Source organism: Salmonella sp. WC3 (assembly GCF_042932255.1).
Lineage (GTDB): Bacteria > Pseudomonadota > Gammaproteobacteria > Enterobacterales > Enterobacteriaceae > Salmonella > Salmonella enterica.
This window is the reverse complement of record NZ_CP170629.1, coordinates 1,491,604-1,504,673: the sequence shown is the minus strand read 5'-3', so window position 1 is coordinate 1,504,673 and position 13,070 is coordinate 1,491,604. Positions and strand designations below refer to the sequence as shown.

The following is a 13,070-nucleotide window of genomic DNA, read 5'->3' as shown; positions in this document are numbered from 1 at the left end:
AACCGTGGCTTTTTTTATGCTTAACGAGTCCCGATATCCTGGCCAAGTTTGATGACGCGGGCAATATTACAGGCGCTGTGGTAGAGATTTTGTTCACCGTTCGCCAGAACTTCCGGCAAAGGCGCCAGCCGCGGCAAAATACTGAATACTGCATCAATACCGTGGCGATGGACCACTTCCACGCCGTCGCCCAGTACGCCGGCAATGCCGATAACCGGGACGTGATGCCGTTTCGCCACTGACGCAACGCCTATCGGCGCTTTTCCTCCCGCCGTTTGCGAGTCGATTCGCCCTTCTCCGGTAATCACCAGCGAGGCCTCTTTTACCGCCTCCTCCAACTTCACCGCCTGCATAACAATCTCAATACCGGGCTTCATTTCCGCTTCCAGGAAGACGATAGCAGCAATCCCCATTCCTCCGGCCGCTCCACCGCCCGGTATTTGAGACATGTCGCGTCCGGTCAGGGCATGTAAGACACGGGCATAATTACGTAATCCATTTTCCAGCGTCTCGACCATTTCAGGCGTCGCCCCTTTCTGCGGACCGAATACCGCCGCCGCGCCGCGTGGCCCCACCAACGGGTTATCAACATCACAGGCGACCTCAATACGACACTCTGAAATTCGCGGATCGCACCCCTGCAGGTCAATGCTCGCCAGGCGCGATAAATTGCCCCCTCCGGCGCCAAGAGGCGTTCCCTGCGCGTCCAGAAAACGCACACCGAGCGCCTGCGCTACTCCCATTCCGCCATCCACCGTGGCGCTGCCGCCGATACCCAGAATAATATGGCGAATTCCCGCGTCCAGGGCGTGACGAATCAATTCGCCTGTGCCGAAACTGGATGCCAGCAACGGATTACGCGCCTCTGGCGCCACCAGCATCAATCCGCTCGCCGCCGCCATTTCAATAATCGCCGTTTTGCCGTCGCCGGTCAGGCCATAAAATCCGTTTACTTTTTCCCCCATCGGCCCGCTAACGTCCACAGAAACCCGTTTCCCGCCGGTCGCAGCCACCATCGCATCCACGGTTCCTTCTCCACCATCGGCGATCGGTAAACAGACATAGCGCGCATCAGGAAATACGGTTGAAAATCCCGCTTTAATAGCCTGACAGCATTTATCAGCGCTTAAGCTCTCTTTAAATGAATCTGGCGCAATTACAATCTTCATCATGTCTCCTTTTTTTCTCACGTTATTTAATGCGTTCCCACGGAATAAGATTTTCCATAAGCACTGCCAGTAAGATTCCCACCAGTAATCCGTTGCTAAGCAGAGGACGAATCATCAGTGGAAGATCCTGTAAATAGACCGGAGGAAGCCCCATCAAAAAAATGCCGACAAAAAGCGGTAATGCCAGGCGATAAATATTCCGCGCGGTAAACGTAATTTGCTGGCTAAAAACCAAACCGGAATAAAGTAAAGGTAAATAAGAGACCAGCATAACGGCGCTGCTGATCGCCAGTGGAATAGCGCAAAATAAGCGGGTTAACGGCGTTATAATGGCAACCAGCAGACACAGCGCGCTACCGCAGATAAAAGATTTGCGAGAACTGTCGCCGGTTTGCGTTAATAAACCAATGGAAGACACAAAAGGCGAAAAAGGCACGACCGCGAAAGGCACCGTCACTAACGTCATCAGTCCGGAAATCATAAAGCTTCGGCGATAACGAGAACTGCCTGACCCTTGATGCAGATAAAAGATATCGGTACCGCGGATGGCGCCGTAAGTGTTGCTGATGTTGACTAACCCCGTCATCACCGCCGTCACAATAATACCCGGCATCAGCGTGCCGTGGCTGCCCAGCGGAAACCATCGCCAGCTTAATTCACCCGGCGGTAAGTGTGATGAAGGAAAGCATAACCGCCATAGCCCCCACCCGACCACGGTCCCTACCAGTAACGCGTAACGGGAGATACGCTGCTGCAGGAAAATAATCATCGCGAGGATAAAACACATCACCGCGACCGCCAGCCCAAAGGGGGCCAATTTGATTCTGGCGCTGGTATCGGCAATGCCAAAAGGCAGCCCCAGCATGCCTTTAAAAAATATTGAGGTCAGCTGCGCGCCCAAAAGCAGCATGAAAAAAACCATTACCGCTGGCGTAAACAGGCGAGCCAGACGGTGTCCTAAGCCGCTAATGCCGATAAATATCGTCACCATCGCGGAGATCGCAATCCCGACCGACAGGCTGGAGGCGATATCGTTCAGCGGCGTGCCGCGAGACGCCTCGCCAAGCGTAATCGTAAGAATAGCGCCCCACCACAGCCCTGTCGGCCCTTCCATAATGGCCCGGCGATGGCCGCAAAATGCCTTAGCCAAGCAGGCCAACGCGGTGGTCAAAAAAGCGTATTGTGTGAGCATTAACAGGTTATCAGCAGGAAGATGAAAAGCGGACAGCAAGGTAGGGGGAACCACAACCGTGTTACAGAAAATAAAGAAAAACCACTGAAAGCCGGACAATACACTTTCGCGGTTAATAACAGGGAACATATCCACACCTTAAAATAGAGAATGCCCGTCGTGACGACGGGCATTAAATCACACCGGATTACTGCTGATGTTTAAGGATAAACTGACCTTTTGGCGGCACAGGGAAGCCATGCTCGATGTCATAAATAACATCGCCGCGCAAAATCGTTTTGGTAATACGCGCGCCAATAGTACGGCCAACATACGGACTGACTTTATGGCGATATTCCAGGTCTTCATTTTTCAGAACATAGCTGCTGTCAGGCTGAATAAAGACCAGGTCAGCATCTTTGCCGGGGGCAATACGTCCTTTATGTTTCAGACCAAAAATATCGGCGGCGTTGGTCGCCATTAATTTGCCAAACATCGGCAACGACATACCGCGTTTTTGCACCGCTTCATCAAACATGACGTCCATGCAGTTTTGCAGTCCGGCAATTCCGCCCCATGCTTGCATGATATTGCCTGCTTTCATTTCCGGAGGGCATGGAGAGTGGTCGGATACCAGGCAGTCGATTTCGCCGTTAAACAGTTTTTCCCACATCCCTTTCTGGTTTTCCTGGTCGCGAATTGGCGGAGAACATTTTGCCAGGGTGCCAATCTCTTCGAACTGATCGGTATCGAGGACAAAATAGTGCGGGCACGATTCACAGGTGACATCCTGACCTTCCTGACGCGCGCGCGTTACTTCCTCTACCCCCTCCGGGCTGCTGATATGGCAAACGTGCAGACGGCAACCTGCCGCTTTCGCCAGATACAGCACGCGACGAATGGCTTCCACTTCAGTAAATACCGGACGTGAGGCGACATAATCATGCGCCGTTACGCGTCCTTCGCGTTTAGCTTCTTCACCCAGCTCATCGCAAATCAGAGCATTTTCGCAATGTACCAGTACCGTCTGGTCCATTTCCCCCAGTTTTTGCGCGCCTTTGTAAAACTGCCAGTCATTAACGTCGCGAAAATCATTATCGATGCCACGATCGCCGCAGGTGGCGACAAAGCACTTGAAGCCGAGAACGCCCACTTCGTCCAGCTCATGCAGCCGATCCAGGTTATAAGAAACCAAACCGCCCAACTGCGCGGCGTCGATAGTCAATTTACCTTTTGCCGCGTCAAACTTGAGTTCAATCGTCTCACGATCTACCGTCGCCGGCAGCTGATTGAGCGGCATCTCAATCATCGTGGTAATACCGCCTTTCGCCGCCGCGCGGGTACCGGTTTCATAGCCTTCCCAGTGGGTACGGCCCGGTTCAGAAATGTGGGTATGCGCGTCAACCATGCCCGGCGAAACGATCAATCCCGTCGCATCCAGCACATTTTTCGCTTCCCCCAGGTTTTCGCCAATCGCGGCGATTTTTCCGCCCTGGACGGCGATATCGATAACTCTCGCTTCGTTTTCTAAGATGACAGTACCGTTCTTAATAATTAAATCAAAAGACATAACAAACTCCTTGTATGGATACAGATAGTTTTTAAATAGCGCACACTTCATTAAATACGCTTAATGCTTTTTCAATATTTAACCTGCGAGTTTTTTCTCTCCTGTATTTTCAAAACCCGTGCGTTTCTTCAATAGCGCATAAGCAACGAACGCAACTATTACGCCTACAAACCAGGACACGCGGGATAAAGGCTCCATAAATGGTATAAACTTGCCGCCTAATGACAGAATGACTGCGACCAGGGTGACTGAAAATGCAGTCAGGTTAAATCCATTATCATAATATTTGTAATCACCGCTGGCGGTGTACAGCTCATCAAGATTAATTTTTCCACGCATTACCACAAAATAATGAGCTAACATTACGCCGATTACCGGGCCAAGCATACCGCCGATAATATCGAGGAGCAGATAAATACTGTCCTGATTCTCCATTAATTTCCATGGGCAAATCAGTAGACTGATAATACTGGCAATCATTACGCCATTTTTATAGTTAAGCTTTGTCGGGGCAAGCGCCGCAATTTGATACCCCGCAGGTATAATATTACCGGTGGCGTTGGTTGAAATTGTCGTCATCAGAATCACCAGCACCGCAAAGAATGAAGCAAACAGGCTGTCCCAGCGCTGCACAATATCCAGCACGTTCCAGGTATCCATACCATAATGAATACTGGCTCCGGCAATAATGCACACGCTGGCTACGGCGAATAATATATACGCTACGATAAGCCCCAGTGTTTGTCCCAATGCCTGAGCGCGAAATGAATGCGCGTTTTGCGTGAAATCGGACGCACTCACTGCTGGCGCAGCCCAGACGGCGACTACGGCGTTAATCACCACCAGGAACAGAAAGCCGCTGTGCTCTGCTTTTTGCACGCCTGAAGGCAGATAGTCCAGAATCGGGCCAATGCCGACCAGCGATATTGCCCAAATAGCCATGCCGCCAAAGACAATGTAAATACATGGATTGAGAATAGCGGTAAATTTATTTAATACTTTACCACCGCCAAAACCGATGCCAACGTTAATAATCCAAAAAATTAGAAAAGTAATTAGTCCTGGCAGTGAAAGACCCAGCAGCTTGAAATCTCCGCCTAATGTCAGAAATCCTGGCCAGATCTTCCCAATCAAAATAAGAAATGCCAGCGATCCCGCGTAACACTGTAAGCCGAACCACATAATTGCCGCGATTCCCCCTCGCAATAATCCAGGGAATAGCGCGCCGCGGACGCCGTAAGAACCTCGCAATATCATAGCAAAAGGAACGCCATATTTGCTGCCTGCCGCGCCATTCATTACCATCGCCGCCGCAATAAATAATGCGCTGATAATAATGGCCAACATGATATTAAATGTTGATAGCCCCAGTATAAAAAAACCGCCGACCATAACGTAATTTGGCACGTTATGTACAGATCCCATCCATAAGGTGAAATAGTTAAATGCCTTCCAGTTTCGTTGGGTTTCTGTTTTAGGTAATAAGTCTTCGCTATAACCGCGCTGCTGGTATAGCTCTCTTTGATGTTCCATAAATCCCTCTTTTCACGCATCGGATAACGTTGTTATGGGTTTAGCTATGAGGAACAAATAAATATAAAATAAAGAATTAGTAGATATAATTATTTTTAAGCTGAAGCAATACGTTGCGTTGCTTTCTTTTTATATAAAGTGACGACAGCAAAGATCAGCGTTCCGGTGACCACTAAACATGCTGAAATCACAAAACTGATCTCTTTCGACCCCGTTACATCCGAAATAAATCCGGTCAACGTTGGGGCGACAACCGCCGAGCTCATGCCAAAGAAATTAAAAAGGCTGAAAGCTCTTCCCAGACTTTTTGCCGAAGCCTGTTCAGATACAAAGGAGATCAGGATCGGGTCTACCGCCATTTTCCCCAGCAAGCCGTATAGCGTCAGGCTGACCATCAGCATCGTGGTATTCGGGGACAAAACCGTAAACGCCAACATTGCTGCCGCCACAATTTCCAGACCGAGAATAACCTTAACTTTACTGTTACGAAATTTATCTGACAGATGGCTAAAAAATAACGCCCCCGGTACGCCAACTACCGCCACCAGCGCTGATGCCAGCCCGATAGCTCCGCCATCAAATCCTCTTTCAGTCTGTAGATAAGAGGGCAGCCAGGTCACTATCAAATAATAACCGTAGCAGGTACAGAAATAGAGGAAGTAAACGCTACACAATAAACCAGAGAATAAAGGCGCGCGTTTCTCATCTTCCGTAACGGTTTGGGTTTGCTTTTCCGCTTGCGCAGAGTCGCTTTTGGCTTTACCACGAATGACCAGCGTAAAAACGCACAGCATGATTACTAATATCGCGGCCACGATATACAGTACATTCTGCCAGGCCATGCTCATGTTTTTTACTAATACGCTGGAACCGATTAAGCCAATCCCCATCCCTATAGCCGACCCGCTGTTGATAATCGCATTGGCTAATGCCCGACGGGCCTGCGGCACGTTTGCCGAAGAGAGTGAATAAGCCGAGCTAAAGAAAGAAGCGCATCCTCCGCCTGCCATTAGCGACCCTGTATAGATCATGGCCAGGCCATTGGCTTTCGCGATACAGAGTGTACCAATAATAAAAAGCGTAAATCCGGCCATCAGCATGATTTTTTGACCGAATTTATCGACCAATATTCCGCAAGGGATTTGCATACTGCAGTAAGCAAAAAAGTAAAAACTTGCAATGGCGCCTATTTCTGCATTACTTACATTGTCTAAAGATGCCTGAATTTCTGGATAAATTGGCGTAAGCACGGTGCGATAGATCCAAATCGCTACCCAGCCCAGACTCATTACGACAACAATTTGTTTCCAGTAATCAATCCCGGATTTTTTAGTTTCACTCATGTTCTTCACCTTTACAGAGTGTTCCTTGTGAACAGGTATCGCTGCAGCCGCAGCGATACACATAATTAGGACAATTTATGATTGGCCATTAATTCCAGCGCCTGTACCATTGCCGAATGATCAAGCTGGCTCCCGCCATTTGCCGCACAGGTATTGAATAATTCCTGGCAGGTCGCCGTATTCGGTAAATTCAGCGCCAGCGCTTTTGCGCTTTTGCGCTTTGCAATGCAAGATTAAGGTCTTTCTGATGAAGCGCGATTTTGAAACCAGGCTCGAACGTCCGGTTGATCATGCGCTCGCCGTGAACTTCCAGAATGCGTGAAGAGGCGAACCCGCCCATTAACGCCTGGCGCACGCGTACCGGATCGGCGCCTGCTTTTGAAGCAAACACTAAGGCTTCAGAAACCGCTTCAATATTCAGCGCAACAATAATTTGGTTAGCCACCTTACAGGTTTGCCCATCCCCATTGCCGCCCACCAGGGTGATATTTTTTCCCAGGATGTCAAAGAGCGGTTTAACGCGGTCAAAGACTTTCTGCTCGCCGCCGACCATAATCGACAGAGTGCCTTCACGCGCCCCGATTTCTCCCCCGGAAACCGGGGCATCCAGGTAATCAGCGCCCATTTCATTAACGCGCTGGGCAAAACGTTTGGTTTCGATAGGAGAAATAGAACTCATATCGACGATGGTTTTTCCCTGAAGCGATGTTTTGGCGCAACCGTGTTCGCCAAATAACACCTCTTCAACCTGCGGCGTATCCGGCACCATTATGAAGATGATGTCTGCAAATTCAGTTACCTGACGTGCAGTCTCAACATTTACCGCCCCCAGCGAGAGCAGTTCGTCCGCGACCGGACCAATAGTCGTAACGTGTAATTGATGACCGGCGCGTGCCAAATTGATAGCCATTGGCGAGCCCATAATTCCCAGGCCAATAAATCCCAGTTTCATATACAACCTCTTTTATTGCTTTCGGTGTTTCCAGATTCAGGCAACACAATCCCCTTCCAACACAGTGGAAAAAAAAGCGCTGCCCGAATTATTCTGCGTTTTAACGGTACTGATTAATCCACGATAATCCCGCTTCCGTGGTAGTCAGTGGTTTATATTCACAGCCAACCCAGCCATCATAATCAGACTGTTTAATGACATTAAAAATAAAGTCATAATTGATTTCCCCGGTCCCCGGCTCGCCGCGACGCGGGTTATCAGCAATCTGTAAATGGCCTATTTTATCGGCCCATGCCGTCATGGTTTGCGTTAATTCCCCTTCCATGCGTTGCATGTGATAAATATCATACTGAATTTTGATATTATCGCTGCCGATATCCTTAATTAATGCTAACGCCTGTTGAGTGCCGGTGAGATGGAATCCCGGCATATCAAAGTGATTAATAGGTTCGATAAGTAATAAAATGTCTTCTTTCGCCAGCATATTTGCCGCATAGCGCAGGTTTTCAACCAACGTGTCGTGGATCTCCGTTGCGGAGAATCCTGACGGCGTTTTACCCACCAGACAATTTATTTTCTTATTGCCTAACGCACGTGCATAACGGATTGCGGCCGCTACGCCATCGCGAAATTCTTCTTCGCGCCCAGGAATACAGGCAATTCCACGTTCGCCAGCCGCCCAGTCGCCAGCCGGTAAATTATGTAACGTATGTTCCAGATTATTATCCCTGAGCTTACGTTTTAACACTTCGATGTCGTTATCGTAGGGAAACATGAATTCCACGCCGCGAAATCCCGACAACGCCGCTTTATCAAAGCGTTCCAGGAAATCATATTCCGTAAACAGCATAGAAAGATTGGCAGAGAAACGTAACATCGATTACCTCCCTTACTCATATTTCATAAAACAGGTTTCTGTTGGCGCATCTTTCGCACTATCCGCAACCTCTTCAAACTCGGTTACGTTATCCAGTTCGCTGCCCATGGAAATATTGGTTACGCGTTCCAGAATGACTTCCACCACCACCGGAACGCGATATTGCGCCATTAGCGCTTTGGCTTGTTCAAATGCAGGCGCAATATCTTCCGGTTTAAAGACACGAATGGCTTTACAGCCTAACCCTTCCGCCACTTTTACATGGTCAACGCCATAGCCATTCACTTCGCTGGAGTTGATATTTTCAAAGGCGAGCTGTACGCAGTAGTCCATGTCAAATGCGCGTTGCGACTGGCGAATCAGACCAAGATAAGCGTTGTTAACCAGCACATGGATATACGGAATGTTAAACTGCGCGCCGACGGCTAACTCTTCAATCAGGAACTGGAAGTCGAAATCGCCGGAAATCGCCACCACATTGCGTTGCGGATCGGCAGCACAAACCCCTAATGCCGCCGGGATTGTCCAGCCAAGAGGCCCCGCCTGGCCGCAGTTGATCCAGTGTCTGTCTTTAAACACATGCAGCATCTGCGCTGCCGCGATTTGCGACAATCCAATGGTGGTGACATAGCACACATCGCGACCAAAGGCTTTGTTCATCTCTTCATAGACGCGCTGCGGCTTCACTGGCACGTTGTCAAAGTGGGTTTTACGCAGCAAAGTCCGTTTACGCTGCTGGCATTCGTCCACCCAGGTCTTCCGGCATGGCAAACGCCCCGCTTTTTGCATCTCCTGCGCGACATCGATCAGCAACGTTAGCGCCGCTTTGGCGTCAGAAACGATGCCCAGATCCGGGCACAACACGCGGCCAATTTGCGTCGGTTCAATATCGATATGGATGATTTTTCGCCCCTGAGTATATTTCTCAACGGACCCCGTATGACGGTTGGCGAAACGGTTACCGATGCCAAAAACCATATCGGATGCCAGCAGAGTGGCGTTGCCGTAGCGGTGCGCCGTTTGCAGGCCGACCATCCCCGCCATTAAGGGGTGATCGTCCGGGATACAGCCCCAGCCCATCAGGGTAGGGATCACCGGTACGTTGGTCAGTTCGGCAAACTGCTGCAGCAGTGGCGCGGCGTCGGCGTTAATAACCCCGCCGCCCGCGACAATTACCGGACGCTCGGACTGAATCAGCATCTCCAGCGCCTTTTCAATCTGTACGCGGCTGGCGGCTGGCTTATATACCGGCAGCGGCTCATACATATCCGGATCGAATTCGATTTCCGCAACCTGGACATCAAACGGTAAATCAACCAGCACAGGACCTGGGCGGCCTGAGCGCATCAGATGAAAAGCCTGTTGTAATACGCGCGGCACCAGCGCCGCCTCACGAACCGTCACTGCCATCTTGCTGACTGATTTTGCAATCGCTTCAATATCGACTGCCTGGAAATCTTCCTTGTGCAGACGCGCTCGTGGCGCCTGACCAGTAATGCATAAAATCGGGATAGAGTCGGCAGAAGCGGAATAGAGCGCGGTGATCATGTCGGTTCCCGCCGGGCCGGAAGTGCCCAGGCAAACCCCAATATTACCTGCCGCCGCACGTGTGTAGCCCTCAGCCATATGCGAAGCGCCTTCCACATGACGCGCCAGTATATGGCGAATGCCTCCATGCTTACGCATTGCAGAATAGAAGGGGTTGATTGCAGCCCCAGGAACGCCGAATGCTGTGGTGATACCTTCTTTTTCCAGCACATACATTGCCGCATCCACGGCTCTCATTTTTGCCATTTTATTGCTACCTCTTTTTATTGGAAAAAGTTTCCAACTTTTAAAAATTTTAAAAAAGTCCCGCTCCAGCGAACGGGATGCGGCTCAGGCTACAGGGGGTTTTAGCCCAAGCGCCGTACTGATGTCTTTCGCGGTATCCCGTACCAGTTCCCCCTGGCTGATAAAGCGATCTTCCGTCAGCCGGGAAGCCGGTCCCGATATTGAGATAGCGGCGACCACGCTGCCCGCATCGTCATAGATAGCAGAGGCGATACAATTCAGCCCGACAACATGTTCTTCCTGGTCGACGGTGTAGCCCTGTTCACGCGCCTGCTCCAGATTTTTAAGCAGGATAGGTAAATCCACCAGAGTGGTCGGCGTAAACCGCCGCAAACCGGTATTGACGACGATCCCCACCAGCTCTTCTTCGGTGAGCGGGTAAAGCAGCGCTTTTCCGGCGCCGGAAGCATGTAACGGCAGACGACTCCCTAAGGGCGCGCACATTCTGACCATCGATTTGCACTCCTTTTGACCGATTAACACCGCTTCATTACCGTTGCGAATCGCTACGTTGACCGTCTCGCCAGAAAGCAGCATAAGTCGGTGCATAAAGGGTCCGGCCACCGAGAGGACATCGCGATTATGAATATACGCAGAGCCCACATTAAATACGCCTAAACCAATATGCCACCAGCCAAGCTGGCTATCCTGGTACACAAAATCAGCCGCTTGCAGTACCTTTAACAGGCGAAACGTCGTAGAAAGCGGTAAATCCAGGCTGCCGGAAATATCGCTAACTGATGAACTGCCGCCGCTTCTTTCGAGATATTGCAATATCGCTATGCCCCTCTCCAGCGCCTGAGCGCCTTTCTGCGCAGTCGGCTCTGCCTGTCCTGGCCTGCCGCGTCGTCTTACTTCCGTCATATTTACGTTAACTCCGGCCCAAAATATGAGCATAAACAATGAACAATATGTTCATCTTATGCAAGAAGGCCAATAGCGTCACGCAAAACAGAGTTCATGTGTCGGGATACTTTCAACATCACAGTTATCGCTGCCACCGCGATCCACCGTCAGAAAATCGGTAACCGTCTGCCACGCAAACAGCGGGTGATGCCATACATTACGGTGATAATTGACGCCCTGCCGTCCATTGCTAATAAACGCCCGCAGCGTGGAGAGATCGGGTTTATCATCGCCGAGCGCGACAATAACGACAAAAGCCTCGCCGTTCATCGGCACAAACGCCTGCGTACCTAAAGGATGACGTTCCAGTTCATGTACCACAATAGGCATCGCGGCCGGTTGCGCCCTGTTAATACTGATCAGCGTGCGATCCTGCTCCAGAACTTCAACCTTCGCCAGGTCGTGATATCGCTCAACTAACCCGTTGTTTATATGAAAAAAGTCTCGTTCCTGCGTCTCAATAACATCGCCATAAGCGCTGAACGTCTTCTGATCTAACGGTAATACCTCAAGTTTCATTATTTTTCCCTTGTAGCTCGATTCCGTTTAACCGCGGTTTGGACTCTGTCCGGTTTCAATACCATGCAATCTAAAACCTTCGGGATTTAACATCAACATAAAAGTTGGAATATTTTTCCAAAAGTAGATTTAGACCACAAATCAAACATGGCTATTATGTAAAACTACTTAAAAATCATAGGAAAACAATTCTGGTTTTATCAGGATCGTAAGGAGGCGTCTGACGATGTTTGACCCGGAAACACTGCGTACCTTTATCAGCGTTGCCGAAACGGGGAGTTTCTCCAAAGCGGCGGAGCGCCTGTGTAAAACCACGGCAACCATTAGCTACCGCATCAAACTGCTGGAGGAAAATACCGGCGTAGGGCTGTTCTTTCGCACAACGCGAAGCGTCTCGTTGACGGCGGCGGGCTCTCACCTTCTCTCTCAGGCAAAAGACTGGCTTGCGTGGCTGGACAGCATGCCTGACGAGCTACGCCAGGTTAACGACGGCGTAGAGCGTCAGGTCAATATTGTGGTGAATAACCTGCTCTATAGCCCGCAAGCGGTCGCCAGTCTCTTATCGTGGCTTAATGCGCGTTACCCCTTCACTCAGTTTCACTTTTCCCGGCAAATTTATATGGGCGTCTGGGATTCGCTCCTGTATGAAGGTTTTTCGCTGGCGATTGGCGTAACTGGCACCGAGCCGTTGGCTAATACCTTTATGCTCGACCCTTTAGGTTCCGTACAATGGCGTTTTGTAATGTCCGCGGATCATCCTTTAGCTCACGTCAGCGGGCCTCTAACAGAAGCGCAGTTGCGCCGTTTCCCGGCAATTAATATCGAAGACAGCGCGCGTACGCTGACCAAGCGGGTAGCCTGGCGCCTTCCGGGGCAGAAGGAAATTATCGTGCCTGATATGGAAACCAAAATCGCCGCTCATCTGGCAGGCGTCGGTATCGGTTTTGTCCCGCAGCCGCTTTGTCAAACGCTGATCGACAAAAACGAACTGGTAAGCTGTACCATCCCTACGATGCGTCCGCCCTCACCGTTAAGCCTCGCCTGGCATAAATTTGGCGGAGGCAAAGCGGTAGAAGACATTGTGAAATTATTTACCCAACGGCAACCCGAAATAGCCGGTTTTTTATCCATTTTCAACACGGTACGCTGTTAAAAATCAAGCCACTTTGCGAATTGGCGCGTAAAATAGCGCAAAGG

The 13,070-nt window shown here is 50.1% G+C and carries 10 protein-coding genes and 1 pseudogene; 1 reads left to right on the top strand and 10 read right to left on the bottom strand.

Annotated features, from left to right (window positions below; translation table 11 throughout):
- Positions 1-20: 20 nt before the first annotated feature.
- From glxK to allA, 10 genes and pseudogenes are all read right to left on the bottom strand, one after another.
- Positions 21-1,169 (bottom strand): glycerate 3-kinase, encoded by a 1,149-nt coding sequence (glxK, locus tag ACFK9X_RS07045; RefSeq protein ID WP_000706331.1) that lies wholly within the window; start codon positions 1,167-1,169, stop codon positions 21-23.
- 22 nt (positions 1,170-1,191) lie between these two features.
- A complete protein-coding gene (locus ACFK9X_RS07040) occupies positions 1,192-2,490 on the bottom strand; it encodes a uracil/xanthine transporter (protein WP_151115976.1) in 1,299 nt (432 codons plus the stop codon).
- A gap of 58 nt (positions 2,491-2,548) precedes the next feature.
- Positions 2,549-3,910: an allantoinase AllB gene (allB, locus tag ACFK9X_RS07035; RefSeq protein WP_151115974.1), complete on the bottom strand. Its 1,362-nt coding sequence runs from the start codon at positions 3,908-3,910 to the stop codon at positions 2,549-2,551.
- Positions 3,911-3,988: 78 nt separating this feature from the next.
- Entirely contained in the window at positions 3,989-5,443 is a 1,455-nt protein-coding gene (locus ACFK9X_RS07030; RefSeq protein WP_151115972.1) for a putative allantoin permease, read from the bottom strand.
- A gap of 95 nt (positions 5,444-5,538) precedes the next feature.
- Entirely contained in the window at positions 5,539-6,786 is a 1,248-nt protein-coding gene (locus ACFK9X_RS07025; RefSeq protein ID WP_000005063.1) for an MFS transporter, read from the bottom strand.
- Between the two features lie 65 nt (positions 6,787-6,851).
- Positions 6,852-7,738 (bottom strand): annotated as a pseudogene (gene glxR, locus ACFK9X_RS07020) (2-hydroxy-3-oxopropionate reductase).
- Between the two features lie 100 nt (positions 7,739-7,838).
- Positions 7,839-8,615, bottom strand: a complete 777-nt coding sequence (hyi, locus tag ACFK9X_RS07015) for a hydroxypyruvate isomerase (protein ID WP_000943590.1) — start codon at positions 8,613-8,615, stop codon at positions 7,839-7,841.
- Positions 8,616-8,627: 12 nt separating this feature from the next.
- Positions 8,628-10,409, bottom strand: coding sequence for a glyoxylate carboligase (gene gcl, locus ACFK9X_RS07010; protein ID WP_151115970.1), 1,782 nt, complete (start codon positions 10,407-10,409; stop codon positions 8,628-8,630).
- Between the two features lie 84 nt (positions 10,410-10,493).
- A complete protein-coding gene (gene allR, locus ACFK9X_RS07005; RefSeq protein ID WP_000141265.1) occupies positions 10,494-11,312 on the bottom strand; it encodes an HTH-type transcriptional repressor AllR in 819 nt (272 codons plus the stop codon).
- Positions 11,313-11,390: 78 nt separating this feature from the next.
- On the bottom strand, positions 11,391-11,873 hold the full coding sequence (allA, locus tag ACFK9X_RS07000; protein ID WP_000764659.1) for an ureidoglycolate lyase: 483 nt from the start codon (positions 11,871-11,873) through the stop codon (positions 11,391-11,393).
- 226 nt (positions 11,874-12,099) lie between these two features.
- Here allA and allS point away from each other — a divergent pair, with 226 nt between their 5' ends.
- On the top strand, positions 12,100-13,026 hold the full coding sequence (gene allS / locus ACFK9X_RS06995) for an HTH-type transcriptional activator AllS (protein WP_000460169.1): 927 nt from the start codon (positions 12,100-12,102) through the stop codon (positions 13,024-13,026).
- Positions 13,027-13,070 lie beyond the last annotated feature (44 nt).